24 protein-coding genes are annotated in these 26,894 nt (G+C 63.1%); 9 read left to right on the forward strand and 15 right to left on the reverse strand.

Annotated elements, in window-relative coordinates; translation table 11 throughout:
- The first annotated feature begins 135 nt into the window (after nucleotides 1-135).
- Genes msrB through msrA form a run of 3 tightly spaced genes read left to right on the forward strand, consistent with a single transcriptional unit; the run spans nucleotide 136 to nucleotide 3,240 of the window.
- Entirely contained in the window at nucleotides 136-651 is a 516-nt protein-coding gene (msrB, locus tag NCR38_RS17420) for a peptide-methionine (R)-S-oxide reductase MsrB (RefSeq protein ID WP_061115795.1), read from the forward strand.
- 40 nt (nucleotides 652-691) lie between these two features.
- Nucleotides 692-2,503 (forward strand): cytochrome c biogenesis protein DipZ, encoded by a 1,812-nt coding sequence (locus tag NCR38_RS17425; protein ID WP_061115794.1) that lies wholly within the window; start codon nucleotides 692-694, stop codon nucleotides 2,501-2,503.
- A 23-nt stretch (nucleotides 2,504-2,526) separates the two neighbouring features.
- Nucleotides 2,527-3,240, forward strand: a complete 714-nt coding sequence (gene msrA / locus NCR38_RS17430) for a peptide-methionine (S)-S-oxide reductase MsrA (protein ID WP_061115793.1) — start codon at nucleotides 2,527-2,529, stop codon at nucleotides 3,238-3,240.
- On the opposite strand, the gene NCR38_RS17435 is transcribed toward msrA, so the two are convergent.
- The gene (locus NCR38_RS17435; RefSeq protein ID WP_061115792.1) at nucleotides 3,204-4,331 is read right to left on the reverse strand and encodes an aminotransferase class I/II-fold pyridoxal phosphate-dependent enzyme; all 1,128 of its coding nucleotides are present in this window, start codon (nucleotides 4,329-4,331) and stop codon (nucleotides 3,204-3,206) included. The genes msrA and NCR38_RS17435 overlap by 37 nt on opposite strands.
- 94 nt (nucleotides 4,332-4,425) lie before the next feature.
- Here NCR38_RS17435 and NCR38_RS17440 point away from each other — a divergent pair, with 94 nt between their 5' ends.
- Nucleotides 4,426-5,319, forward strand: coding sequence for a LysR family transcriptional regulator ArgP (locus tag NCR38_RS17440; RefSeq protein WP_061115791.1), 894 nt, complete (start codon nucleotides 4,426-4,428; stop codon nucleotides 5,317-5,319).
- Nucleotides 5,320-5,322: 3 nt separating this feature from the next.
- Here the strand turns inward: NCR38_RS17440 and NCR38_RS17445 are convergent, their stop codons facing one another.
- The 3 genes from NCR38_RS17445 to NCR38_RS17455 all read right to left on the reverse strand — a co-directional run bounded on the left by NCR38_RS17445 (nucleotide 5,323) and on the right by NCR38_RS17455 (nucleotide 7,108).
- The gene (locus NCR38_RS17445; RefSeq protein WP_061115790.1) at nucleotides 5,323-5,700 is read right to left on the reverse strand and encodes a DUF427 domain-containing protein; all 378 of its coding nucleotides are present in this window, start codon (nucleotides 5,698-5,700) and stop codon (nucleotides 5,323-5,325) included.
- A gap of 97 nt (nucleotides 5,701-5,797) precedes the next feature.
- The gene (locus tag NCR38_RS17450) at nucleotides 5,798-6,112 is read right to left on the reverse strand and encodes a DUF4148 domain-containing protein (protein WP_061115789.1); all 315 of its coding nucleotides are present in this window, start codon (nucleotides 6,110-6,112) and stop codon (nucleotides 5,798-5,800) included.
- Nucleotides 6,113-6,214: 102 nt separating this feature from the next.
- Complete coding sequence (locus NCR38_RS17455; RefSeq protein ID WP_061116074.1) at nucleotides 6,215-7,108, reverse strand: ketopantoate reductase family protein; 894 nt, start codon at nucleotides 7,106-7,108, stop codon at nucleotides 6,215-6,217.
- 488 nt (nucleotides 7,109-7,596) lie between these two features.
- On the opposite strand from NCR38_RS17455, the gene NCR38_RS17460 reads away from it, so the two are divergent.
- Together NCR38_RS17460 and NCR38_RS17465 are read left to right on the forward strand one after the other, a co-directional pair.
- Nucleotides 7,597-8,307: a FadR/GntR family transcriptional regulator gene (locus tag NCR38_RS17460; RefSeq protein WP_061115788.1), complete on the forward strand. Its 711-nt coding sequence runs from the start codon at nucleotides 7,597-7,599 to the stop codon at nucleotides 8,305-8,307.
- Nucleotides 8,308-8,520: 213 nt separating this feature from the next.
- The gene (locus NCR38_RS17465; protein ID WP_061115787.1) at nucleotides 8,521-8,994 is read left to right on the forward strand and encodes a bacterioferritin; all 474 of its coding nucleotides are present in this window, start codon (nucleotides 8,521-8,523) and stop codon (nucleotides 8,992-8,994) included.
- 61 nt (nucleotides 8,995-9,055) lie between these two features.
- On the opposite strand, the gene NCR38_RS17470 is transcribed toward NCR38_RS17465, so the two are convergent.
- Nucleotides 9,056-9,712, reverse strand: coding sequence for a peroxiredoxin (locus NCR38_RS17470; RefSeq protein ID WP_061115786.1), 657 nt, complete (start codon nucleotides 9,710-9,712; stop codon nucleotides 9,056-9,058).
- Between the two features lie 442 nt (nucleotides 9,713-10,154).
- On the opposite strand from NCR38_RS17470, the gene NCR38_RS17475 reads away from it, so the two are divergent.
- A complete protein-coding gene (locus tag NCR38_RS17475) occupies nucleotides 10,155-11,663 on the forward strand; it encodes an amino acid permease (protein ID WP_061116073.1) in 1,509 nt (502 codons plus the stop codon).
- A 34-nt stretch (nucleotides 11,664-11,697) separates the two neighbouring features.
- On the opposite strand, the gene NCR38_RS17480 is transcribed toward NCR38_RS17475, so the two are convergent.
- The 9 genes from NCR38_RS17480 to NCR38_RS17520 form a co-directional block, all read right to left on the reverse strand.
- Complete coding sequence (locus NCR38_RS17480) at nucleotides 11,698-13,701, reverse strand: acyl CoA:acetate/3-ketoacid CoA transferase (RefSeq protein WP_061115785.1); 2,004 nt, start codon at nucleotides 13,699-13,701, stop codon at nucleotides 11,698-11,700.
- A gap of 95 nt (nucleotides 13,702-13,796) precedes the next feature.
- On the reverse strand, nucleotides 13,797-15,722 hold the full coding sequence (locus NCR38_RS17485; protein ID WP_250477424.1) for a potassium transporter Kup: 1,926 nt from the start codon (nucleotides 15,720-15,722) through the stop codon (nucleotides 13,797-13,799).
- 138 nt (nucleotides 15,723-15,860) lie between these two features.
- Nucleotides 15,861-16,697 carry a shikimate dehydrogenase gene (locus NCR38_RS17490; protein WP_061115783.1) on the reverse strand — a complete coding sequence of 279 codons (837 nt, stop codon included), beginning with the start codon at nucleotides 16,695-16,697 and terminating at the stop codon, nucleotides 15,861-15,863.
- A gap of 99 nt (nucleotides 16,698-16,796) precedes the next feature.
- Nucleotides 16,797-17,531, reverse strand: a complete 735-nt coding sequence (locus NCR38_RS17495; RefSeq protein ID WP_061115782.1) for an ABC transporter ATP-binding protein — start codon at nucleotides 17,529-17,531, stop codon at nucleotides 16,797-16,799.
- 143 nt (nucleotides 17,532-17,674) lie between these two features.
- Entirely contained in the window at nucleotides 17,675-19,618 is a 1,944-nt protein-coding gene (locus NCR38_RS17500) for a branched-chain amino acid ABC transporter ATP-binding protein/permease (RefSeq protein ID WP_061115781.1), read from the reverse strand.
- Nucleotides 19,619-19,625: 7 nt separating this feature from the next.
- Complete coding sequence (locus tag NCR38_RS17505) at nucleotides 19,626-20,498, reverse strand: branched-chain amino acid ABC transporter permease (protein WP_061115780.1); 873 nt, start codon at nucleotides 20,496-20,498, stop codon at nucleotides 19,626-19,628.
- Nucleotides 20,499-20,962: 464 nt separating this feature from the next.
- Nucleotides 20,963-22,174, reverse strand: a complete 1,212-nt coding sequence (locus NCR38_RS17510; RefSeq protein WP_409219295.1) for an ABC transporter substrate-binding protein — start codon at nucleotides 22,172-22,174, stop codon at nucleotides 20,963-20,965.
- Nucleotides 22,175-22,581: 407 nt separating this feature from the next.
- Entirely contained in the window at nucleotides 22,582-23,322 is a 741-nt protein-coding gene (locus NCR38_RS17515) for an anti-sigma factor (protein WP_061115778.1), read from the reverse strand.
- Nucleotides 23,312-23,983 (reverse strand): RNA polymerase sigma factor, encoded by a 672-nt coding sequence (locus NCR38_RS17520; RefSeq protein ID WP_061115777.1) that lies wholly within the window; start codon nucleotides 23,981-23,983, stop codon nucleotides 23,312-23,314. Before NCR38_RS17520 ends, NCR38_RS17515 begins: the two co-directional genes overlap by 11 nt.
- A gap of 306 nt (nucleotides 23,984-24,289) precedes the next feature.
- On the opposite strand from NCR38_RS17520, the gene NCR38_RS17525 reads away from it, so the two are divergent.
- Nucleotides 24,290-25,279 carry a metallophosphoesterase gene (locus NCR38_RS17525; protein WP_061115776.1) on the forward strand — a complete coding sequence of 330 codons (990 nt, stop codon included), beginning with the start codon at nucleotides 24,290-24,292 and terminating at the stop codon, nucleotides 25,277-25,279.
- Nucleotides 25,276-25,689 (forward strand): cupredoxin family copper-binding protein, encoded by a 414-nt coding sequence (locus tag NCR38_RS17530; RefSeq protein ID WP_061115775.1) that lies wholly within the window; start codon nucleotides 25,276-25,278, stop codon nucleotides 25,687-25,689. Before NCR38_RS17525 ends, NCR38_RS17530 begins: the two co-directional genes overlap by 4 nt.
- Nucleotides 25,690-25,722: 33 nt before the next feature.
- Here the strand turns inward: NCR38_RS17530 and NCR38_RS17535 are convergent, their stop codons facing one another.
- Entirely contained in the window at nucleotides 25,723-26,829 is a 1,107-nt protein-coding gene (locus NCR38_RS17535) for a 4-hydroxyphenylpyruvate dioxygenase family protein (protein ID WP_061115774.1), read from the reverse strand.
- Nucleotides 26,830-26,894 lie beyond the last annotated feature (65 nt).

A 26,894-nucleotide genomic window follows, 5' to 3' on the forward strand; every position in this document is an offset into this window, starting at 1 on the left:
AATGGACGAGCGTCTGTGCCATTGTGCAGAAAAGCGCGCGCCGAAGTATCACATTTAATTTAACTTTCGGTGAGGACTCGGGGATGCGCGCGCAACTACGATGCGTCTAACCCACTCGATGACGAGGAACGCATCATGCAAACCCGCCGCCGCTTTCTCCTGACGGGCACCGCGGCAGCCGCCGCCGCGTTCGCTCTGGGCGGACGCCTGCGCGCGCTCGCCGCCGGCCCGCAAACGCAGACGCCGTCGCAGGAACGCTTCGAAATCGTCCATACCGATGACGAATGGCGCCGCCTGCTCAATCCGGTTCAGTTCGACGTGTTGCGACGCGAAGGAACAGAGCGCCCGTACACGAGTCCGCTGAACGACGAGCATCGCACGGGCATGTTCAATTGCGCGGGATGCAACCTGGCGCTGTTCTCGTCGCGCACCAAGTTCGATAGTCACACGGGCTGGCCGAGTTTCTGGGCGCCGCTCGATCATGCGGTTGCGACGCGTATCGACGGCTCGTTCGGCGTCGAGCGCACCGAAGTGCATTGCCGGCGCTGCGGCGGTCATCTGGGCCATGTCTTCGACGACGGACCGAAGCCCACGGGCCTGCGCTACTGCATGAACGGCGTCGCAATGACTTTCACGCCGGGCGCGGCCTGAACCGCGTTCACAACACGACCAAATCCGACCCGACATCATCATGTTGCTCATCGTCCTTGCCTATCTCGGCGGCGCGCTGACGATTCTCAGTCCGTGCATCCTGCCCGTGCTTCCTTTCGTGTTCTCGCGCGCGGACCAGCCGTTCGTGAAGAGCGGCCTGCCTCTGCTCGCGGGCATGGGTCTGACGTTCGCCGTGGTTGCGACGCTTGCGGCCGTGGGTGGCGGCTGGGTCACGCAGGCCAATCAATACGGCCGCTGGGCCGCCATCGTGCTGCTCGCCGTATTCGGTCTCACGCTGCTTTTGCCTGGCGTCGCCGAGCGCGTGATGCATCCGCTCGTCAGCGCGGGCAATCGTCTCACCGCCCTCGCGCAGCGCGGCGACGGCAAGCCGGGCTTCGGCGGATCGTTCGTGCTCGGCATTGCGACGGGCCTGCTGTGGGCGCCTTGCGCGGGCCCGATTCTCGGTCTCGTGCTCACGGGCGCGGCGCTCAACGGCGCGAGCGTCGGCACCACGCTGTTGCTGCTCGCTTATGCGGCGGGCGCAGGGAGTTCGCTCGCGGTCGCGTTGCTGATCGGCAAACGCGTGTTCGCCGCGATGAAGCGCTCGCTGGGTGCCGGCGAATGGGTGCGGCGTGGCATCGGTGCGGCGATGCTGCTCGGCGTCGTCGCGATCGCGCTCGGACTCGACACCGGCGCGCTCGCTCGCATCTCGACGGTGGCGACATCCGGTATCGAACAGCAACTCGTCGATAAGCTTTCGACGAAGAACAATGGCGCGATGATGATGTCCGCCGACGCCGGCAACAACGGGGCCGCGATGATGCGGGCGAGCACCGAGCCGCCGAAGTCCGCGAGCCCCGCGCCGTTGCCCGTTGAGGGCACGCTTCCGCCGCTCGACGGTGCCGTGCAGTGGATCAACTCGCCGCCGCTCACGAAGGAAGCGTTGCGCGGCAAGGTCGTGCTCGTCGATGTATGGACGTACTCGTGCATCAACTGCCTGCGCACGCTGCCGTATCTGAAGACGTGGGCGCAGAAGTATCGCGATCAGGGGCTCGTCGTGATCGGCGTGCATGCGCCGGAATTCGCGTTCGAGCGCAACGTCGACAACGTGAAGCAGGCGGTCCACGATCTCGGCATCGATTACCCCGTCGCGATCGACAACAACTATGCGATCTGGCGTGCGCTGAACAATCAATACTGGCCGGCGCATTATTTCATCGATGCGCAGGGCAACATCCGTTATCACCATTTCGGTGAGGGCGACTATGCGCACTCCGAGCATGTAATTCAGCAACTGCTGGCCGAAGCGGGACACGGCGCCGCGCCTTCCGTGGCGATGACCGCGAAGAGCCACGACGATGCCATCGGCGAGGGCGCGATGATGCAGGCCGATAATAAGGACATGCGTTCGCCGGAAACGTATATCGGCTACGAGCGCGCGCAGCAGTTCATGTCGCCGGGCGGCGAAACGCCGGATCGCCTTCACGACTATGCCGCGCCGAAAGCACTCGACGTCAATGACTGGGGCCTCGCGGGCGCCTGGAAAGTCGGCGCGGAGCACGCGACGCTCGAAGGCGCGACGGGCCGTATCGTCTATCGGTTTCACGCGCGCGATCTGCATCTCGTGCTCGGACCGTCGAAGGACGGCACGCCTGTGCGCTTTCGCGTGAGCATCGACGGCGCGGCACCCGGCACATCGCACGGCAGCGACGTAGAGGCCGACGGAAGCGGCACGGTGACAGAGCAGCGCCTCTATCAACTCGTGCGGCAAACGGGGCCTGTTGCGGATCGCACATTCACGATCGAATTTCTCGACCCTGGGGTCGAAGCGTACGCGTTCACGTTCGGTTGAACGAGACACACGAAGGAGCAAAGATGTTCAAGACCACCAGCAAGACGTTCAAGGCCGCAAGCGTGGCCGTGCTGTTCGCGGGCGCGTTCGCATTGCAGCGCGTCGCGCATTCGAGCGAGGCAGCCGTGAAGATCCCGCCGCCCGCGCACGACGAAACCGCGGGCGCCGTGCATACGGAAACCGCCGTGTTCGCAGGCGGTTGCTTCTGGGGCGTGCAAGGCGTGTTTCAGCACGTGCGCGGCGTAAAGGAAGTGATGTCCGGTTATGCGGGAGGCCGAGCCGATACCGCGCAATACGACCGCGTCAGCGAAGGCGACACGGGCCACGCAGAATCGGTGCGCATCACGTACGATCCGGCACAGGTCACCTACGGCAAGCTTTTGCAGATCTTCTTCTCTGTCGCGCACAACCCGACCGAGTTGAACTACCAGGGCCCGGATCACGGCACGCAATACCGCTCGGCTGTGTTTCCGACGAATGCGGCGCAGCGCGATATCGTCGATGCCTATATCGCGCAACTCGACAATGCGCACGTTTATAGCGGCAAGATCGTCACGCGGGTCGAAGACTACAAGGGCTTCTATCCGGCCGAAGGCTATCACCAGAACTACCTGACGGAACATCCGGAAAGCCCGTATATCGCGATCAACGATCTGCCGAAGGTAGCAAACCTGAAGCAGATGTTCCCGGCGGCGTATCGTCAGGATGCGGTGCTCGTGGCGGTGGCTTCCAAATAGGCGTGGAGAAGCCCGACGACCTCGGGCAGGTTGCGTCTGCCGAAGCCGAGGCGGACATGCGCGTCGCCGTGATCGAGCAGCGTCGAAGGCAGCAGCAGCACGCCCGTGCATGCGAGCAGTTCGGCACAGAACTGCTCCGCGTGTCCGCGCTTCAGTCGCACGAAGCCGATCGTGCCCGCGCGCGGACGATGCCATTCGAAGCGGTCCGCGTGACGCGCGAAGAAGTCGTCGAGCGTATGCAGATTGGCGCGTACGATCGACACATTGCGTGCGATGAGCGCATCGGTGTGGCGCACCGCGATCGCCGCAAGGTACTCGCTCGGCGCGCTATTGCTGATGGTGAGATAGTCCTTGAACGTGCTCATGCGCGCGAGCACCTGCGCGCTCTTCGTCGCGATCCATCCGAGACGCAGACCCGCGAGCCCGTGCGACTTCGAAAGCGCGCCGAGCGAGATCGCGCGCTCGTAGACGTCGCACGCGGCGGGCAGGCGATCGGCTGGATCGTGCTCCAGCCCGCGATACACCTCGTCGCTGAAGAGCCACAGCCCGTGCTTTTGCGCGAACGCGAGGATCGCATCGAACACTTCGCGCGGCGGCAGATAGCCGGTCGGATTGTGCGGGGCGCAGATCACGAGCGCACGCGTAGCCGGTGTGACTAGCCTTTCGAGTTCGTCCGGATCGGGCGCCCAGCCCGCTTCCTCTCGCGCCTTCCACGGCGACACACGCACGCCCATGGCCTCGGCCACCGAGTAATGCGACTGATAACCCGGCATATGCACGATCACGTGATCGCCCGGCGCGAGCATCGTGTGCATGAACGAATAAATGGCTTCCTGCGCGCCCGTGTGCACGATGATTTCGTCTTCGTCGATGTGCTCGTACAACGTCGCGAGTTCGCGTCGCAGCGCGGGCGCGCCGGGATACTCGGTGTAGCCGAGCCAGGTATCGCGCAATCCGTCGATTGCATCGGGTTCGTACGCCAACAATTCGCCGACCGACATGGATTCGGGATCGGAGCTGCACAAGAGATGGCGCGCGGTGAATTCGTGCCGTGCGAAATAGCGTTCGAGCTTGAAGGGATTGGGTTGCATGGCGTCGCTTGATCGGAATCGAAGAAAGCCGTAGTCTGCGCTCTGATCCCCCATTCAAAAAACTAAACTTTCTTATTTCGATTAAGGAACGCTAATGCTCGACTACGCTCTGCTCGATGCGCTGCTCGCCGTCGTACGCACGGGATCCTTCGAGCGCGCCGCACGCGAGCTCAACGTCACGCCGTCTGCGGTGTCCCAGCGCGTAAAACTGCTGGAGGAGCGTGTGGGGAGCCTGCTCGTGAAGCGTGGCCAGCCCTGCGAAGCAACGGCATCCGGTGCGCTGCTGTGCCGCCATACCGAACGCGTGCAATTGCTCGAAGCGGAACTCGGCGGGCGCATGCCGGCTTTGCCGGGTACGCCGAACGAGCGGCGCGCGAAGCTGCGCATCGCGGTGAATGACGACAGCATGAGCACCTGGTTCATCGATGCCGCGGCGGACTTCTGCATCGAGCGGGGACTGATACTGGATCTCGTCGTCGACGATCAGGATCACACCGCGCGGCGCATCCGCGAAGGCGACGTGCAAGGCGCGATCACGACGCAGGCCGAACCCGTGCCCGGCTGGCGTTCGATGAAGCTCGGGCGCATGCGCTATCGCGCCGTATGTTCACCCGCATACTTCGCGCGCCATTTCGCCGATGGCCTCACGCGCGACGCGCTGCGCCGCGCGCCATGCGTCAACTTCAACGAAAAGGATGAATTGCAGAAGCGCTTCATCAAACGTGTGAGCCGCGCGGATATCGAGCCGCCCGCGCATGTCGTGCCGCACGGCGAGGGCTTCGTGCGCGCGTGCACGTCCGGACTTGCGTGGGGTATGTGTCCAAGCCGGCTCGTCGCGCGGCAACTCGATAGCGGCGCACTCGTGGAAGTGTCGCCCGGTTCACGCTTCGATGTTGATCTCTATTGGCAAAGCTGGCGTCTTTCCCTCGGCTGGCTCGACAACTTCAGCGCGATGCTGAAGCACCGCGCAAAAACGTTCCTCGACTGAGGGTCATGCGTCGCGCGTTTCGAACGAATCGACGCGATCGCGATAGAAAGCAAGATGATCTTTGATCGGCGCAACCGCATCGTAGGGCGACTCATAGGACCACACTGCGTTGGCCGATTTTTGTCCACCCGACACAATGCTGTAATAGCTGCACTCGCCTTTGTAAGGGCAGTATGTCGTGTGAGCGGTGCGCTCGAGTTGCGTCATGTCGACGTCCTTGCGCGGCACGTACAGCACTTCGGGATACGATGCCTCGCGCAAGGACAGCGCCTCGGTCGTATCGACGATGACACGCCCGCCTGCTTTCACGGTCACGCGTAACGGACTAGCTTCGATCGTGATCGGATGATCGGGGCCGGGAATCTTGACGGCTTTATCCATGAGTGTCTTCCTGCGAATGAACGCGACAATGCACGCGGAAGAATCGATGGTAGCGTCGTTGCGTCAAACGTGCAGAATGCATCCCCGGCCCGAGCGGTCAACGGCCGAAATATATTGGCTTCGTGCCGTCGTTGTCCAAAGGCGGCATCGTGTTGCGCGTGCCCGAGGCCGACGCGCCGGGGACGGTCCCGCCGTAGCCGCCGTTCTGACGTGATACGCGGCTTTCAGCGGCCTGAATATCCGACGGATACGAGGTCTGATCCGCGCGCGATGGATCATAGCCCGCGGCTTCGACCTGCCGCAGATCCTGCTTCACCTGGTCGCGCGTAAGCGATGAATCGGTTTGCGCGAAAGAAAGCGCCGGCGCCACCGCTACAGTTGCGACGGCCACGGCCTTGACGAACAATTTCATGGCGAACCTCCGGTATGTTGGGCTGCGCACGGTGTTTTCTGTGCGTGCTGCATAACACAGCATCGGCCGTGCCCGCCTGCGCGCTCCCACCCCGGATTGCGGCTATGAAGCCTTGCTTTCGATCGCCTTGACCAGTGCATGCAGCAGGCGATTTGCGGGCGTCGGAATCCCGAGCGCCTCGCCGCGCCGCACGATCAGGCCGTTCAAATGGTCGATCTCGCTCGTCTTGCCACGCGCCAGATCTTGCGCGGTCGACGAGTACTGGTTCTGCATCGTCTCGGCGATGCGGCGCACGGCGGCATCGACGTCACCCGGAATGATCACGTTATCGGCTTTCGCAACGGCAAGGCATTCGTCGACCACATCGCGCATCGCACGCGTGATGCCCTCGCCCTGCACGAGCTTGCCGTACGGCAGTTGCGTGATCGCGGACAGCGCGTTGTAGGCGCAATTGAGCACGAGCTTCGCCCATAGCGCGCCGCGCACGTTCGTGGATATCTCGGTCGGTACGCCGGCCTCGACGAAAGCGCGTGCGACATTCTCGCTTTTCGTCGACGGCTCGATCACGAGCTCGCCGCGCCCGTTGTGCTTCACGTGCCCCGGCCCCGCCATCTCCGCCGCCACATACACGACCGCGGCCGCCGCTTCCTGCGGCAACAGTTCGCGCAGACGCTGCGCATTCTCCACGCCGTTTTGCAACGACAGCAGCAACGCGTCGCGTTCGAGATGCGGCGCGAGCGCCTGTGCCGCGCTGTCGGTATCGGTGGATTTCACGCAGAAGAGCACGAGTTGCGCGCCCTGCACCGCGCGCGCGTCGGTGCTCGCGGCCACGCGCACGCGCTCGTCGAAATGCTGTGTGTCGAGCCGCAAGCCGTCGCGTTCGATCGCTGCGACATGCTGCGGCCGCGCGATCAGCACGACTTCGTGACCCGCACGCGCGAGCATGCCGCCGTAGTAACAACCGACCGCGCCCGCACCCATGACGGCGACTTTCATGTTTCGCTTCTCCTTCATTCCTTGTTGCATTGCTGTGGCTCGAAAAGGTAACACACAGGCACTGCATCGACCGAAAGAGACCGGTGTGTTCGATGCTTCGCATAACCGACGACGCGCAAACGCTTGCGTGTTTCAAGGCCATTCGCGCGGCGCTGCGTGCCCGCGAGATTTTGTGGGCGGACGCACGATAGTCAGTCGAATTAGCGGTGCGCCATATTGTTAAAACAGGGCACGCAGAGATACGCTTCTTTCAGCGGATCGACGATGCTGTCCAAACAATGCCGACCGCTGCGGGGTTAGGCGGCGCATGCCGCATCGACAAGGTGAATCCGGGGACCAAATACACGGCGTGCCGGGGGGGAGCACTGCGCGAGCGTCCGGGCGCGCGGCGCACCGGCACGCCGTGAACTTAGACAAGCGCTGGCTCTGCCGCTCGGCGACGAGTAGCGGAAAGCCACAAGCGTGGGCGTTATCACGAGAACAAAAACATGAATCATGGCTATGAAGCATCGCTCGTCAAGCGCGTGGTGAATCAGCTCGTTGCGGGCATCGTGAGCGGCGAATACCAGGACAACGTGCTGCCGCCACAAGTCATTCTTTCGAAGCAGCACGGCGTGAGCCGGACCATCATGCGCGAGGCGCTGAGCATTCTCATCTCGCGCCGCATGCTCGACGTGCGACCCAAGACAGGCACGCGCATCAAGCCCGCGCGGGAATGGCTCATCATGGATCCCGAGGTCGCCGAGTGGCGCATGCGTGCGCTGCACGATCCGGACTGCATACGCAGGCTCATCGAGTTTCGCTCGCTGGTCGATCCGCCCGCCGCCGCGCTCGCCGCGACGCGCGCGAACCGGCATCAGCGCATCGCCATCAACGCGGCCTTCCAGCGCCTCCTGCATGCGAGCCCGTCCGAACCCTTGCAGTCCGCCGCCGAAGAGGCGCTGCAGGCCGCTATCGTCGATGCGAGCGGCGACGAAGTGCTGCGCCAGATGGGCAGCGTCGTGCGCGTCGGCATCCGTACGCTGAAAGCCGCCCTGCGCGCGCAGCCGCATGCGTTGCCGCGCGTGCCCGACTCGCAGCTCGGCGATTACGGCCGGGTCGTGCGGGCTATCGAAACGGCCGATGGCGACGGCGCGCGCACGGCCATGTCGCAGGTCCTTGCGCGCACGGCGTCGCTCTGGGTCGAAGAAATCGCCTGAACGCAGGGTTTTCCGCCATGCCGGTGCCGCGGTCGCGAGACCGCCCGCATCGCCTCCACAGCCGTTCCGGGAGCGCATCTTGCGCGCTCCACTGCCGCAGTTTCGCCTCGCATGCGCCCTGCGCGTGACTACAATGAGTGATGCCGCGGCATGCGACGAGTCATGGCCTCCCCGTGACACGGAGCGCCTGGCGTTGGACACACGGAGGCAGGAATGGCAGAGCTCGAAAAGGAAAAGGTCGTCGGCGTCCTGAACAGGATTCTCGAATCCGAACTGGCGGGCGTCGTGCGCTACACGCACTATTCGTTTCTCGTGTTCGGCTTCGGGCGCATACCGATCGTGTCGTGGCTGCGCGCACAAGCCGACGAATCGCTCATGCATGCGCATCAGGCCGGCGAATGGATCACGACGCTCGGTGCGTATCCATCGCTTGAAATCGGCCCGCTGCTGGACAATCACACCTTCGACATCGCGACGATCCTGCGCGAATCCCTGCAGGCGGAGAACGTCGCGCTCGATCTCTATCGCGACTTGCTGAAGCTCGTCGAAGATCGCTCCGTCGCGCTGGAGGAATACGCGCGGCAGATGATCGAGGTCGAGGAGATGCACGCGGGCGAAGTGGACAAGATGTTGCGCAGGCCCGGCGAAGTCGAAACGTCGCCTGAACGCCGCAGCGGTCACAACTGAGCCGAAAAAAACGCCGGCCCGCGTGTGCGGACCGGCGCCTCTTCGCACTGACACGCGTGCGTTACTTCGGCTGCGCCACCGTGCGCAGATAAGGCTTCAGCGTCTTGAAGCCGTCCGGATACTTCTTTTTCGCGTCCTCGTCCGACACGGACGTCGGGATGATGACGTCGTCGCCCGGCTTCCAGTTCACGGGCGTCGCGACCGTGTGCTTCGCGTTCAGTTGCAGCGCGTCGAGCAGGCGCAGCACTTCGTCGAAGTTGCGGCCCGCGCTCATCGGATACGTGAACGTCGCCTTCACCTTCTTGTCCGGGCCGACGATGAACACGGCACGAATCGTCGCGTTGTCGTTCGCGGTGCGCGGGCTACCGCCGCTCGCGTTCGGGTGGATCATGTCGTAGAGCTTCGCGACGTTCAGATCCGCGTCGCCGATCATCGGATAGTTGACCGCGGTGCCCTGCGTCTCCTCGATATCCTTCGCCCACTGCGAGTGATTCGTCACCGGATCGATCGATAGACCGATCACCTTCGTGTCGCGCTTGTCGAACTCCGGCTTGAGCTTGGCCATGTAACCGAGCTCGGTCGTGCAGACGGGCGTGAAGTCCTTCGGATGCGAAAACAGGATCGCCCATTTGTCGCCGATCCACTCGTGAAAGCGAATCGTGCCTTCGGTCGTCTCTGCCGTGAAATCGGGGGCTTCATCACCAATGCGTATAGCCATATCAAATCTCCACGTGAGGAAAGTCCGGTGAACGCTCCGCGTGCAAAAGGAACGGATTCCGGGTTGAAAATCGCAACTGTCGAACTGATTATAGTTCGCCGCGCATCGAGGTCCGGCGCACTTGGGGTATGTCCTTGACTGCCGTGGGGTCTTGCGCTGCGCCGATGACACCAAACCTCGCGGGGGAGCGCGGCATGTTTCCTGCTGCCAGGCCGCTCGGCGTGAACCGGCGTTCTCGTAAAACGCATCGTTGCACGCAAATCGCTTAGCGGCGCTCGAATTCCCCGGCAAAATCTGCTATCACGAAACGACAATACGTCAGAACGAACGTGCAGGTGTGAAGCAGCAGGCGTGCATCATCCCGCACTTGAACGGGCGACAGACTTCGTCGCGCCACGTGGCGCGGCCTCGCTGCGCCGCACAGGAGGCGAACGTGACTGTCATGCAAAGAAAGTCCGTTGCTTCGCTGCAAAGCGAAGCGGCCGAAAGCGAAGAAGTGCTTCAGGAACACGGCGGCCACTCGCTGAAACGTTCGCTCAGCGCACTCGACGTCGTAATGCTCGGCATAGGCTGCATCATCGGTGCGGGGATTTTCGTGCTGACGGGCCACGCGGCCGCGGCCAACGCCGGGCCCGCGATCATCCTTTCGTTCGTGCTCGGCGCAATCGTCTGCGCGCTCGCAGGCCTTTGTTACGCCGAAATGGCTTCCACGGTGCCGGTGTCAGGCAGCGCCTACACATACGCCTACGCGACCATGGGGGAGTTGATCGCGTGGCTCATCGGCTGGGATCTGATCCTCGAATATGCGGTCGGCGCGACGACGGTCGCCATCGGCTGGTCGGGGTATGTCGTGAGCTTTCTGCATTCGCTCGGCATCGACATACCGGAGCGGCTTGCGAAAGCGCCCTTCGCCTACGATCCCGGCCACGGCTGGAGCCATGCCGGCGCGATTCTCAACGTGCCCGCAATGGTGATCGTCGGGCTCATCACGATCCTGCTCGTCATCGGCATACGCGAGTCGGCGCGCGTGAACAGCTTCATCGTCATCATCAAGGTGCTGATCGTGCTCGCATTCATCGCGGCGGGCATCGCGTATGTGGATACGAGCCACTGGGTCACCGCACAAAACCCGACGGGCGCGTTCATTCCGCCGAATACCGGCGAATCGGGTGTGTTCGGCATGAGCGGCGTGCTGCGCGGCGCGGCGGTCGTGTTCTTTGCCTATATCGGTTTCGATTCGGTGTCGTGCGTAGCGCAGGAAACGCGCAACCCGAAACGCGACATGCCGATCGGCCTGCTCGGTTCGCTCACCATCTGCACGATCCTCTACGTGCTCGTGTCGTATGTGCTGACGGGTATCGTCTCTTACGACAAGCTCAACGTGTCCGATCCGATCGCGGTCGGCGTCGATGCGATCGGCATGCGCTGGCTCTCGCCGATCGTGAAGCTGGGCGCGATCTTCGGCCTCACGTCGGTGATTCTCGTACTGCTGCTGTCGCAGCCGCGCATCTTCTATTCGATGGCGAGAGACGGCCTCCTGCCGCCTTTCGCATCGAAGATCCACCCGCGCTTTCATACGCCCTACATCACGACGATCTTCACCGGCATCATCGTGATGATTCTGGCGGGGCTCTTGCCGATCGGGCTCGTCGGCGAGCTCGTGAGCATCGGCACGCTGTTCGCGTTCATGGTGGTGTGCATCGGCGTGCTGGTGCTGCGCATCACGCAGCCGAATCTCGAGCGCGCATTCAGAACGCCGGCGGTGTATGTGGTCGCGCCGCTCGGTGCGCTCTCGTCGCTCTTCCTGATGTCCGGCTTGCCCGCCGATACATGGATACGACTCATCGTATGGATGGCGATCGGCGTCGTTATCTACTTCGGTTACGGCATACGCCATAGCCGCCTGCGCAATCAGCGCGAGACTCCGCAGCAACGCACCGCGCGAGGATGATCCGCAATAGGGCCGCATTCAGCGCGGCCCTTTGTCACGAATCCGACGCGCGTTTCGATTCGTGTTCGCGCGCTTCTTCCGGGCTTTCGTAAATATACGGCGCGACGCCGCGGCGCTTCAATGCGTCGCCGAGCTTCAGGCGCAGGAAGCTGCTCGTCGTATAGCGCGTCACGCGGTCATAATGACCATCGACGAGCTTCGTTACCATCTCCGAATACGCGTCGAGCATGTCGGGGCGAATCGAAAAGTTATCGTAATTCACGATTGCATGCGGTTTCGTCCTGGCACCCGCCAATTGCTTTTCGACTTCGCGGCGTATGGCTTCGACGTCGTTCAGCGTCTTCACTTCATGGCCTTCGAAGTTGATGAAGAAGAGATTCTTTTCCGCGTCGTAGCTGAAGCGTTCCGAGAGATCGAGCCGCAGCAGCACGTTGCGCAGGCCCATCGGCGCATCGCGGAAGATGCGTTCGTCCATCAGACGCGGCGGCGTATCCATGATCGGCGTAAAGCCCATTTGCGCGACGATGTCCCGCTCGATATCGATGCCGGGCGCGACTTCCGTGAGCGCGAGGCCCTTGTCCGTGAGTTCGAACACGCAGCGCTCGGTGATATACAGCACCGTCTTCCCGCGCTCGGCCGCATAACGGCCGCTGAACGTGCGATGCTCCACCGCATCGACGAACTTCCGGCAATCGCCTTCGCGGCGAATCCTGAGCTTGCCTTCGTCGATCGCGATATCGAGCTTGCCCGCGTTGAACGTGCCCACGAACACGACTTTCTTCGCGGCCTGGCTGATGTTGATGAAACCGCCCGCACCGGCCAGCTTCGGCCCGAACTTGCTCACGTTGAGATTGCCCTCGCGATCAGCCTGCGCAAGGCCGAGGAACGCGATATCGAGGCCGCCGCCATCGTAGAAATCGAACTGATAAGGCTGATCGATGATCGCCTGCGTATTCGTCGCCGCGCCGAAGTTGAGGCCGCCCGCCGGAATCCCGCCGATCACGCCGGGCTCGGTCGTCATCGTGAAGAGGTCGATCACCTGCTCTTCGTTCGCGACGCTCGCAATGCCTTCCGGCATGCCGATACCGAGATTGACGACGCTGTTGGCCATCAGCTCGAATGCGGCGCGCCGCGCGATGATCTTGCGTTCAGTGAGGGCCATCGGCGGCACCGAACTCGCGGCCACGCGCAGTTCGCTCGAGAATGCCGCACTGTATTGCTCGCCGAAGGTCTGCCAGTGATTATCGGGTTTCGCGAGCACGACGCAGTCGACCATCACGCCGGGAATCTTCACCTGACGCGAATTGAGCGTGTTCGATTCCGCCAGCCGCTCGACCTGCGCGATCACGATGCCGCCGGAATTGCGCGCGGCCATCGCGATGGACAGCGCTTCGAGCGTCAGCGCTTCCTTTTCCATCGTGACGTTGCCGTTGAGATCGGCCGTGGTGCCGCGCACGATCGCCACATCGATCGGGAAGGTCTTGTAATACAGATAGTCCGTGCCGTCGATGGGCATGAGCCGCACGAGATCGTCCGTGGTGCGCGCGTTGAGCTTGCCGCCGCCGTTGCGCGGATCGACGAACGTGCCGAGGCCGACCGTCGAAAGCTGCCCGGGCCGATGCGCAGCGATATCGCGAAAGAGTTGCGAAATCACGCCTTGCGGCAGGTTGTACGCTTCGATGCGGTTCTCGATCGCCATCTTCTGCAGGCCCGGCACGAGTCCCCAATGACCGCCGATCACCCGCTTGATCAAGCCTTCGTGCGCCAGATGATTGAGGCCCTTGCCACGGCCATCGCCCTGACCTGCCGCATAGACCAGCGTCAGATCAGCGATCGGATCATCGCCTTCGACAAAGCGCGCCTCCAGCGCGATCGCCACTTCCTCCGCGAAGCCGATGCCCACGAAGCCGCTCGTCGCGAGCGTATCGCCCGAGCGGATCAGGCGCACGGCCTCGCGCGCAGAGACGATCTTGCCGCGCTCGACGAGGCGCACGGTCGAGGGAAAAGAATGGCGGCCTGGCGTGCTGCTGGCGGTCATGGCGTCTCCTCGGTGCCGATTTTCTGTCATGAGTCTCGCGCAATCCTTCGCCGACTGCTTGCGTCGAATGCACGCGAATCAGCCGATTTCCGCCGTCATATCTCGACCCGCGCGCCAAGCTCGATCACGCGATCGGCCGGTAATCGCAGATAGGCCGCCACGTTCCCCACATTGTGCAGCATGATCGCGAAGAGCCGTTCGCGCCATAACGCCATGCCGGTGCCCGGCGTGGGCACCACGGTGGCGCGCGAAAGGAAATACGAAATCGTCGCGCGATCGAACTTGAGCCCCGATGACCGGCACTTCTCCAGCGCGGCGGGAAGATCGACTTCGTCCTTGAAGCCGTAGCTGACCGTCACCTGAAAACAGCCGTTGCCGAGCGCCTCGAGGGACACGCGGCGCGTCTCGTCGACCCACGGCACCGGCTCGGTCGTGACCGTCAGGAACACCGTGTGTTCGTGCAGCACGCGGTTATGCATGAGGTTGTTCAGCAGCGAATGCGGCACGCCGCTCGGATCGTTCGACATGAAGATGGCCGTGCCCTCCACGCGTGCGGGCGAGCGCGCGATGAGGCTCTTGAGGAACGGCTTGAGGGGCGTCGCGCCCGCGCGCGCGCGGGCTTCCTGGATCATCATTTGCGCGCCGCGCCCCCACGTCGCCATGACCGTGAACATCACGAGACCGATGGCGACGGGGAACCAGCCGCCCTCCCTGACTTTCAGGCAGTTCGCCGAGAAGAACATCGCGTCGATGACGAAAAAGAACGCCGTCGCGAAGACGCACAGCGCCCAGTTGTAGCGCCACGCGTAGCGGATCACGAAGAAGGTCAGCACCGTCGTGATGAGCATCGTGCCGGTGACGGCGATGCCGTACGCGGAGCCGAGCGCCGTCGACGAGCCGAAGCCGAGCACGGCGGCGACCACCGCGAGCAGCAGCGTCCAGTTGATCCCTGGCACATAGATCTGCCCGATCTCCTTCGCCGACGTGTACACGACGCTCATGCGCGGCAGGAAGCCGAGCTGCATGGCCTGCTTGGTCATCGAATAGGTGCCCGAGATGACGGCCTGCGACGCGATGACGGTCGCGATGGTCGAGAGCACGACCATCGGATAGAGCATCCACGATGGAAACAGCCGGTAGAACGGATTCTGCAACGCGCTCGGATCGGCGATCAGCAGCGCGCCCTGACCGAGATAGTTGAGCGCGAGCGCCGGAAAGACGACGGCGAACCACGTGAGGCGGATCGGCCGCGAGCCGAAGTGGCCCATGTCGGCATAGAGGGCTTCCGCGCCCGTGAGCGAAAGCACGACGGCACCGAGCGCGACGAACGCGAGCCAGCGATGATGCGCGCAGAATTCGAGCCCCGCGAGCGGATTGAGCGCGAGGAGGATCTGCGGCGCGTCCTTGATGTTCATGACACCCGACACCGCGAGTATGACGAACCACAGCACCATCACCGGCCCGAACACCGCGCCGATGCCCGATGTACCGTGCTTCTGCATCACGAAGAGCGCGATCAGCGCGACGAGCGTCACGGGCACGACATAGGGCTGCAAGCCCGGTGCGGCCACTTCGAGCCCTTCCACCGCGCTCAGCACGGAAATGGCCGGCGTAATCACGCCATCGCCATAGAAGAGCGCCGCGCCCATCACCCCGACGAGCAACAGCACGTGTTTCAGCCGCTTCTTCGATTCGACCGATGACGCCGCGAGCGCAAGCAGCGCCATGATGCCGCCTTCGCCGTGATTGTTGGCGCGCAGGATCAGCGTCACGTATTTGAGCGAGACGATGACCGTGAGCGACCAGAAGATCAGCGACACGATGCCGATCACGTTCGCGGGCTGCAACGGCAGGCCGGACGCTGGATCGAACACGGTTTTGAGCGTATAGAGCGGACTCGTGCCGATGTCGCCATAGACGACGCCGAGCGCCGCGAGCGAGAGCCCGAGCAACGCCGGATGGCCGTGCGGCTCGGGCGCGTGCTTGTCGTCGGCCGGAATGCCGGGTGCAGTCGATCCCATGATTCCTCCCTGCCTTTTTCCGGGCCGCCGCGTAGGCGGCCTATTTGTCAGAGGATGAGCGTCTGCGCTGCTGTGTCGATCAAAGCTGGGTCAATCGAAGTATAGAAACGATGCGCGTTCATGTCCGCGCGAGCTTCGTTACGCGTATTTGATCTGCGCGACCGCGCGCAATTCGTCGGCGGTGGCGGTGCCGTAGCCGAAGAATTCCAGATATGCCGGGATCATTTCGAAAAGCATGTCCGTGCCGACCTGCACGGCGCAGCCCTTGTCCTTCGCCGCGCGCAACAGCGGCGTGTACTCCGATTTCATCACCACTTCGCCGACGAACGTACCCGGCGCGATGCGGTCGATATCGAACGGCAACGGGTCTGTTTCCTTCATGCCGAGCGGCGTCGCGTTCACGATCACGTCGAAGCCCTCGGGATCTTTCGTGTCGGTTCTTACGATCAGCTCGGAATAGTGCTCGCGCAGGCGCGACGCAAGTCCTTCGACCGAAGCCGTGTTGGTATCGAAGATCGCGAGTTCCGCGACGCCCGCCGCCGCGAGCGATGCCGCGATCGGCGAGCCGACGCCGCCGCTGCCGAGCACGAGCACGCGTGCGCCTGCGAGCTTGCGGCCCTTGCGCTCGACGCCGCGCACGAAGCCTGCGCCGTCGAACTGATCGCCGACGAGCGTGCCGTCCGACCGTTTGAGAATCGCATTGCAGGCCCCGGCGATGCGCGCGGTCGGACTGACTTCATCCATGAGGCCGACGGTCGTGATCTTGTGCGGCATGGTGACGAGCGCGCCGCGAATGTTCGTCAGCTTGAACAGATGCGGCAGGAACGCGACGTAATCCTCGGGCTTGACGCCCATCGGCACGACGACTGCGTCGATGCCCTGTTTGTCGAACCATGGGTTGTAGATCATCGGCGCCTTGAACGCTTCGGTCGGGTAGCCGAGGTGAGCAATCAGAGTGGTCTTGCCGCTGATCATGGCAGCTCCTTGTGAGGATGTCGCGCTCGCGTGTTCGCGCGCGCCCGTCACCATGATAGTTCGGCTTGCGGTTGCCGCAGTGCGGCATTTGCTCGAGTGTCAGTGACTCGCGCCGAGATAGGCGGCCTTCACCGATGGATCGTTGCGCAACTGCTCGGCCGGGCCGTGTGTCGCGACGCGGCCATTTTCCAGCACGTAGCCGTAATCCGCGACATTGAGCGCTGCGGCGGCGAACTGCTCGACGAGCAGCATCGTGACACCATCCGCCTTCAGCCGCTCGATGATGCGGAAGACTTCTTCGACGAGAATGGGCGCAAGGCCCATCGACGGTTCGTCGAGCAGCACGAGGTCGGGGTTGAGCATGATCGCGCGCGCCATCGCGAGCATTTGCTGTTCGCCGCCCGACAGCGTGCCTGCCAGTTGATTGCGCCGTTCCTTCAGGCGCGGAAACAGCTCGATCGCGCGTTCGAGATCGGCGTTGATGTCGCCTTTCGGGCGTGACCATGTGAGACGCGGGAACGCGCCGAGGAGCAGATTGTCGGTAACGGACATCGTTGCGAAGACGCGGCGTCCTTCGGGTGAATGCGCCAGTCCGAGGCGCGCGATCCTGTGCGACTCGAGCGAGTCGATGCGCTTTGTGTTGCTGCCGACGCCCATTGTGATTTCGCCTTCTGTCGGCCTGATCATGCCGGAGATTGCCCGCATGGTTGTGGTCTTGCCCGCGCCGTTGGAGCCGATCAACGTTACGACCTTTGCCTTCGGCACGTTCAGGGAGATGCCGTGGAGGACTTTTACTTTGCCGTAGCCGGCGTGGAGGTTTTTTATCGTCAGCATGGTGTTTTCGCTGTTGTTTCCGCGGGGTTTCTGGCGGTCGCGTGGGCGTCTATTGCTTTCGTGAAAATCCTGTTTTCGTGTCGGTCTATTTGCTCGGCCCCGCGTGGGGCAACGCTAATAAACCAACACGAATAAGGAAAACATCAAGCCACCTGAGCAGCCTGCCCCCCCAAATAAGCCTTGATTACCTTCTCATTAGCCTGAATCTCGGAAGGCTTCCCTTCAGCAATCTTCTGCCCGAAGTCGAGCACGGAAACCGTATCGCAAACACTCATCACCACATCCATGTGATGCTCGATCAACACAAGCGTAATGCCATGATTTCGCACCTTGCGAATGATCGCGACAAGCTCGCGAATATCCGGCGCGGTCAAACCGGCCGCCGGTTCATCGAGCAAAAGCAATTGCGGATCGAGCGCCAAGGCCCGCGCGATCTCGAGCAGACGCTGCTTGCCGTAAGGAAGATTGCGCGCTTCCTCCGCAGCAACATTCTCCAGCCCGACAAAGCGCAACATGTTGAACGCCCGCTCACGCGCCGCGCGTTCTTCACGCCGATAGCGCGGACTCATCACGCCGACATCCGCGAAGTTCGACCTGAACGTGTGATGCAAGCCGACCAGCACATTCTCCAGCGCCGTCATCTCGCCAAAGAGCTGCACGTTCTGAAACGTCCTCGCAATACCCGACAGCGCAATCTTCGACGACGTCCGCCCCGCAAGCGACTGCCCCTCGTATTCGATCGCACCGGCCGTCGGCACATAGATACCCGTCAGCACGTTCATCATCGTGCTCTTGCCCGAACCGTTCGGGCCGATCAAGCCGTGAATCGTGCCGCGCTTGACCGTGAGGTCCACGTCGTTCAATGCCTTCAGGCCGCTGAACTGCATCAGTACGCCGCGCACGTCGAGGATCGCGTCGGTGCCGTGCGTTCCGACCGCCGACACCGCATCGTCCTCACGCGTGTCGGTCGCGAGTGCATCGGTATCGACCTTCGTCACACGCACGCGGCCCAGATTCAGCGTCTTGCGTACGAAGCCGACGATGCCGTCCTGCAAGTAATACACGACAAGCAGGATCATCAGGCCGAAGATGGTGAGGCGCCAGTCAGTCAAGGCCTCGATCCAGAAGGAAAACACCGCAAGACCCGCCGTGCCGATGATCGGCACCGCCACGCGCTGCGGCGTCGTGGTCCTGCGCGCGAGCGCGAGCACCGCACCCGCGACGACGATCACCGCCAGCGCGGTCGCGACGACGCGAAAGGTCGCTATATCGTCGAGCAACTTCGGCAACATCACAATGACCGTCGAGCCGATGATCGCGCCCGTGCGCGTCTTGCGTCCGCCCATGATGATCGCGAGCAGGAACAGGATCGTCAGCTCGAAGTTATACGTGTTCGGCGAAATGTACTGCTCGGAATATGAATACAGACAGCCCGCGAGTCCCGCGAAGCCCGCGCTGATGACGAACGCATACACCTTGTACCGATAGACCGACACGCCCATGCAGTCCGATGCGATCGGGCTGTCGCGCAAGGCCTCGAACGCTCGTCCGAGATGCGACTTCAGCACGCGATGCACGACGATAAGCGACACGACGAGCAAGGCCGCGACGAGCCAGTAATACTGCACCTCGTCGAGCCGGTGACCCGCGAACATCGGCTTCGGGATCTTGAGGCCCATCGGCCCGTTGGTCAGGAAATCCATCTCGTTGATGAGGATCTGGATGATCGTGCCGAACGCGAGCGTGACCATCGCGAGATAAGGGCCGGACACGCGCAGCGCGGGCAAGGCGAGGATCGCACCGAAGCCGGCCGTCACCAGAATCGAAAGCGGCGCCGTCACGTAGAACGGCATGCCGAGCTTCATGAACAGCACGCCCGCCGTGTATGCGCCCACGCCGAACAGCCCCGCATGACCGAGCGATACCTGGCCGGTATAACCCACCACGATATCGAGCCCGAACAGCAGGATCGCGTAGATCATGATCGTTTCGACGAGGTGGATGTAGTACGGGTTGCCCGACACCACCGGAAATATCGCGAGCGCGGCAAGTCCGGCCAGCGCCGCAATCCAGTTCTTTGCTTTCATCGCCGCCTCAGACTTTCTTGATCGCCATCTTGCCGAAGAGACCTGCGGGCTTGACCGCGAGCACGATCAAGAGCAGCACGAGTCCCGGCACATCCTTGTAGCCGGTGGAAATGTAGAAGCCGGTCGTCGTTTCGGCGATGCCGAGAATCATCCCGCCGACGATGATGCCCATGCCGCTCGACAGGCCGCCGATGATCGCCACGGCGAACGCCTTGAGGCCGAGCACCGCGCCCATCGTCGCGCCGGTCAATGTGAGCGGCGCGATCAAAACCCCTGCAAATGCAGCGGTCAGCGACGAAAGCGCATACGAGAAGGTGATGACGAGCCCCGTGTTGATGCCCATGAGCGACGCCGCATCGCGATCGTTCGCGGTTGCGACCACGGCCTTGCCGAAGATCGTCTTGCGGTTGAAGAACTCGACCGCGAGCATCATCACGAGCGCGCCGCCGACGACGAGCAGTTCCATCGGCAGCACGTTCGCGCCGAACACGTTGAGCGGCGCTTCGGGCAGCGGCGACGGAAAGCGCAGATCGTCGCGGCCCCACACGTTTTCCGCGACGTTCTTGAAGATGATGCCGAGCGCGATCGTCGACATGATCCAGCCGAACTCGGACTTGATCTTGATGGCGGGCCGCACGCCGATGCGCTCGACGAACGCGCCCTGCACGAGCCCGAAGAGGCATACGAGCGGAATCATCAGCCAGTAGTTGACGCCCGCCGAGACGAGCGTGAGGCCGACGAGTGCGCCGAGCATCAGCGCATCGCCCTGACCGAAATTCAGCGTGCCCGATGTGGCGAACGTGAGTTGATAGCCGAAGGCGATCACGGCGTAGATCATGCCGAGGGCTATGCCGCTGTAGATGAGTTGCAGAAGGATCATGGGAGGCTTGCGTTTGGGTGCGATGCGGTTTGCGCTTCTGTGAAATCCTGAATTCGTGTCGCTCCATTGGCACTGCCCCTGTGCGGGGCGGCAGTCACTTTGCAGCAGCAAAGAAAGGATCAGCGCCAAACGGCTCCAGCCCGCTTTGCGGCCGATGGGTCAATCGGGTCCGCCCGTACCTCTTCAGTAACGCGTCCATCTCACTGCATGTACAGACCGATGTTGTCCCTTCCATACCTGTCGGCAGCGCGTGCTGAACCAGCGCCCTATGACTGCTGGCTTGTCAGACCGTGCGCGATCCAAGCCCGGTATTCTTGTGAGGGCGACACTCAGGTAGCCCACGATCACATGGCAAGCATGGCCAGACTGCGTGTGACCGCGGGCATATCGAGCTGCCTTCTTTGGTTACTTTCTTTGCAGCAGCAAAGAAAGTGACTGCCGCGCCGCACAGGGGCGTGCTAAGGTCAATTAGAAGCAGTAGTAGCCTGCTTGCTACGCAAAGTCCCGCCGCCTTTCTTGTCGTCGTCATACGCATAGACCACGCGGCCGCTCTTCACTTCGCCGATCACCGGCACGTTCGGCGAGATCGCTTCGTGATCGCCCTTCTTGAAGGGTTTGTCGTAGACCATCACGACGCCTTCGACCTTCGTGTTCAGGCTTTCGAGCGCGTCCTTAACCTTCGGGCCGTCCGTCGTGCCCGCCTGCTTGATCGCGGCCGCGAGCAGATACACCGAGTCATAACCTTGCGCCGCCGACACTGGCGAATCGATGCGATCGTTCTTCGGCTTGAATTCCTTCAGGTACGCATCGATGAAGGCCTTGCGCTTGGGCGTATTCGCTTCCTGAATGAAGGTCTGCGGCATGCGCGCGCCTTCGCCGTTCGTGCCCGCGTTGTCGATGTAGTTCGCCATCGAAAGCGTCCAGCTGCCGATCAGCGGCACCTTCCACCCGAGCTTGGCCATGCCGTTCGCGATTTGTGCAAGCTCGGGCCCGATGCCATAAGTCAGCACGGCTTCGGCGCCCGCTTCCTTCGCCTTCAGCAACTGGGCCGTCATGTCGACGTCCTTGATGTTGAACTTTTCGACGGCCACGGGCTTCACGCCTTTTGCGGCCAGCGCCTTCTCCAGATCTTCACGGCCGAGCTGGCCGTAGTTGGTCGAATCGGCGAGAATCGCGACCTTTTTGAAGCCGCGCTTCGTCACCGCTTCCTCGACGATCATCGGCGCCTGGATGCGGTCGGCGGCCGCGTTGCGGAACACGTAGTTATCGGGCTGATCGTCGAACTGCTTGGTCACCACCGTGCCGGTCGCGACGTTGTTGAAGACGGGAATCTTCGCTTCCTGGAAGAAACGCTGCGACGCGAGCGCCACACCCGTATTGATGTAGCCGACGACCGCGACGACCTTCTCCTTGTTGATGAGTTCCTGCGCGATCTGCACGCCGCGCTCGTTCTTCGCTTCGTCATCGCGCTCGACGAGCACGATCTGACGGCCCAGCACGCCGCCGGACTTGTTGATCTCCGCGGTGGCGAGACGCACGCCGTCGCGCATGCTGACACCCATGGAAGACGAACCGCCCGTGAACGGCCCATCGACGCCGATCTTGATCGGATCGGCCGCGTGCGCCAACGAGAAAACGCCGAACGCGAGCGTGCTCGCAATGAGCTTCATCTTCATTCCCATGTGTGTCTCCGTCGCCTGATTCGTTATTTGAAGTCCCATGCAACGCGGGAAATGCCAGCAATGCTTTTTAAATGCATTACGCGTTATCGATTACATAGGCTGTGAGCGAGTGTAGAAAAATGTAAGGATATGACCATATTCGGACATACCCGAAGAGCACGAGCGTTAGCGCACACCTGACGCCTCGTAAGGGTGCAGAGCGATGAACCGGCGCGAAAACAGGCATTGCGAAGGCGCGATTTGGACAGCATCCCGAAGCGTTTTTTAAGTCACGGGCAAGCGAAGAGACAGCGGGTATACGCGTAAAGCATCGAATAAAAAACGCGCGGGTTCCCGGAGGATCGCCGCGCGCAACCTTGCGCACTCTCAGGTTCTTTCAGCGAATTTCTTCATGCACCTCTTTAGCGCGGCGCACCGGTTTCGATCGCGTGAGCGAACTGGCGCAGCACCGCGCCCGATGCATCGGTGACGGCCCAGAACGTCATGCCGTCGTGGTTCCAGCGCGCAAGCGCGTAACCGTCGTCGGACTGCGTGACGACCGGCGAGAACGCCTTGTCGTTCGCGTCGCTCTTCACGTCGCCCTTGCGCTCCGGAAACACGTACACGTCGATCGGATGCTTCAGGTAGCGATACACCACGACCGCCACCGGCCGATGATCGATGTAATCCAGCCGCCCGCCGACGAGCGCGAAGCCCGGCCCCGCCGGATCGATCACCGGCGGCGCGTAGTCGATGCGGCCGTTGAACCACGGCTTCACCGTGTGCTTGTCGCTGGAAAGCACGTCGATCGGACGGTCCGACATCAACGCGCGCACATGACTCGACACGATCTCCTGCGCAATGGGCGAAGCGCCCGCTACGCCGGTCATGAGCGGCGCCGCCTGGAACCACAGCATCGTGCCGAGCACGAGCGCGCAGAGCGTCGCGCCCGCGAATGCGCCGCCGAAAAACGGCCAGGGCGCAGCCAGCAGGTCGCTCCAGCCGCGCTTGCCGGCGCGCGCCGGCTCACGTTTGCGGGCGTCCCGCTCGGCTTCCTCCCGCACGCGCGCGAGCACTTGCGCCCGCAGATGCGCGGGTGCGCGCTGATAGAGCGAACCATCGGTGAGCCTCGTATCGAGCGAGGCGGTGTCGTTATTGTCCATTTCCCGACTCCTCTGCATGTCCCGGTCCCGCACGGCGCACGAGGCGCACGCTCGGCTTGTCCTGCCCGCCCTGTGCCGCGCGTACCGCCCCCGCCAGCATCTTGCGACCGCGCGCGAGCCGCGACATCACCGTGCCGATGGGCACGCCCGTCACGGATGCGACTTCCTTGTAACTCATGTCTTCGAGCTCACGTAACACCAGCACTTCGCGAAAGACGATCGGCAGCGCCTCCAGCGCGCGATGCACCAGATGAACTTCGTCGCGGCGCACGGCGAGCGTCTCCGGGTCGGCCGCGCCTTCCTCGGACCAGCCCGGCAATGCTTCGTCGCCGCCCAGCTCTTCGTCATAGGGCGTCGCGTCCGCGAGCTGCACGCGCCGCCGCCATTCCGTGAACCACGTATTGCGCACGATCGCGAGCAGCCATGCCCGCGCGTTCGCTTCCTCGCCGCCCTCGAATCCGCCGAAAAATCGGAACGCGCGCAGATACGCTTCCTGCACGACATCGTCGGCGTCGCTCGCACTGCCCGACAGCCAGCGCGCGAGGTTGTACGCGGCGTCGAGGTGCGGCATCACCGTCGCCTCGAAGCGCGCGTGCATCGCCTCGGCGCCCGCCTGGCCGCGGCGCCCGGACTTGTCTTCTCTCGACCTGCCTGGCCACATCGCGCGAGTCTCCTTTTACAGCCACGTTCGGAAAACATTCCTTCGGGCGCGGCTGGCATTGCTTTTCCGCGCCTTCCCCTCCGTTACTCCCCGCGCGGACGGTTTATTCCCATTTGCGGCAGCGACTCGAAAAAATATAGCGGGAATATCCCGCCCCCTTCGCCGGTTCGATGAACGGATGCCCAAGCGACCTCGCCCGAGCGAGCGGACGTCGCCGGCCTCGCGCCCATGCATCGAGCCGCCGTGGGCGCGACTTTGCCGATTCGAACGACAAGAACCGCGGCCGCAATCCCTAGAGGAACCATCATGACACCCGACCCGACCGCACTGCCGCCCGCGCCGGAACGCGACGAACTCGACGAGCACGGCAAACGCCGCCGCACCGCCCTCTCCTGCATGGCCTGGGCGGGTGCCGGCGTCATTTGGACCGTGAGCGGCGGCGTGCCCGTTTCGCGGCTGATTTCGTCGGCGGAGGCTGCAGAGAAGACGAGCTCGTTCAGCTTCGTGCAGATCAGCGACAGCCATATCGGCTTCAACAAGGACCCGAACACCGAGCCGACGAGCACGCTCGAAGAAGCGGTCAACCGCGTGAGCACGATGAGCACGCGCCCCGCCTTCATGATCCACACGGGCGATATCACGCATATGTCGAAGCCCGCGCAGTTCGACACGGCGACGCAGATCATCGGCCGGGCGGGCATGGACGTGCATTACGTGCCGGGCGAGCACGACGTGCTGGTCGAGGAAGGCAATCCGTTCTTCGAACGCTTTTCCGGGCAGTACGGCAAGGACAGCACGCGCCACTGGTACAGCTTCGATCAGGCCGGCGTGCATTTCATCGGCCTCACCAACGTGATCGACCTGAAGGGCGGCGGCCTCGGCTTTCTCGGCGATGCGCAGCTCGCGTGGCTCAAGGCCGACCTTCAGGGCAAATCGAGCAGCACGCCGATCGTCGTGTTCGCGCATATCCCGCTTTGGGCGCTGTATCCGCAATGGGGCTGGGGCACCGACGACAGCGCGCAGGCGCTCGCGCTACTGAAACGCTTCGGCTCGGTGACGGTATTGAATGGCCACGTTCATCAGGTGGCGCAAAAAGTGGAGGGAGAGATGCGTTTCTATTCGGCGATGTCGACCGCGTTTCCGCAACCCGCGCCCGGCGCGCCGTCCGGCCCTGGGCCCATGAAGGTGCCGGCGGAGCAATTGCGCACGATGCTCGGCTTGCGGGAGGTCACGCATGTCGCGGGACGCGGGCAGCTTGCCATCACCGACACGGCGCTCGCCGCCGCGCAATCATGAACGCCGCCACGATCGCGAGCTACGTCTCGCCTGCCAATCTGCGCCCGCTCGCCGGCAAGTTCCTGCGCAAGGCCGCGTTTGCGCTCGTCGTGAAGGGCGTCATCAGCGCCGCGATTCCGACGGCCTGCGCGCAGGAGCCAGCGCAACAGGTCGCCGTGGCGAACGCGCCGACCATTTCCATCGACAACTTCGCGTTCAGTCGGCCGGCGCTCACCGTGCCGGCCGGCACGAAGGTGACGTGGGTGAATCACGACGACATGCTGCACACCGTCGCCGATGAAGGAAAGAGCTTCAAGTCCGATCCGCTCGACAGCGGCGAGAGCTTCTCACACGTGTTCGACAAGCCGGGCACATACAAGTATTTCTGCTCGCTGCATCCGCACATGACGGGGACGATCGTCGTGCAATGAACGCCGCCCGCCGCGGCGCGCGTGGTGGTCCGGTCAGCCCCGCGCCTTCGCGATCGCGGCGAGGTTGCCTTCGCCGAATCCGTGATGCCCGCGCCGCTCGACGATCTCGAAGAACATGTCGCCGGGCTGGCGCTCGACGAAGGTCTGGAGGAAAAGCTGCGGCGTGCCATCGGGGAGAATTTCGCCGTCGACGAGAATGCCGCGCGTGCGCAGCTTGTCGATGTCGAGGCCGTGGCCCGGAAGCCGTTCGCCGATCTCGTCGTAATAGCGCGCAGGCGGCTGCAGGAAGCGCACGCCGCGCGCCATCAAAGCATCGACGGAAGCGAAGATATCGGCCGATGCCAGCGCGATATGCTGCACACCCTCGCCTTCGTGATCGGGCAGATACTGCTGCATCAGGTCCGTGCGATACGTGCCTTCCTCATAGACCGGAATGCGGATCGAGCCGCACGGCGACAGCGTGACCGCCGAATCCTGCGACACGTGCCAGTCCGGGTGCACCTGATGAATCTCCGAGAAGTGCAGGACTTCACGATAGAAATCGAGCCATTCCTGGATGCGGCCCGCGCCGACGGTCTGCGTGAAGTGATCCACCTCCAGGAGGCCGGTGCTCGACGGTTCAGCGCCCGCGCCCGCGCATGACGAATCAAGCGGACGAAAGTCGATATCGTAGATCGACGCCTCGCCGCTGTTCTTGCCCGGCCAGTGATCGACGAAATAGATATGTGAGTCGCCGATGCCCTGAATCGCCGGAATCGCGAGTTCGTTCGGGCCGATCTTTTCGCCTTCGAAATCCCACGCGCCGAATTCGAGCGCGCGCTCATGGGCGACCTGCGCATCGAGCACACGAATGCCGATGGCGGCGATGCCCACGCCATGCGACTGGGCGAAGCGCGTCGCGAACGAATCCGGCTCGGCGTTCAGCAGGAAATTCATGCTGCCCTGGCGAAAGCGCGTGACCGCCTTGCTGACGTGCCGCGCGACAGGCACGAAGCCGAGCGTCTCGAAGAGCCTGGCGAGCCCCTCGGGATCGGGACTGGAGAACTCGACGAACTCCAGCCCCGCGATGCCGAGCGGATTGTCGCCGAGGGTCGATTCGGGCGTCGCGCGGGCGGAGGAAGAGGAGTCGGGCTGGGTCATCGGCAATACCTCGAAAATGTACGATCTGGTTCACGGACGCAAAACTACCACGACCTGCCGCATCC

It is taken from the genome of Caballeronia sp. INML1 (genome assembly GCF_023631085.1).
In the GTDB taxonomy this organism is placed as follows: Bacteria; Pseudomonadota; Gammaproteobacteria; order Burkholderiales; family Burkholderiaceae; genus Caballeronia; species Caballeronia turbans.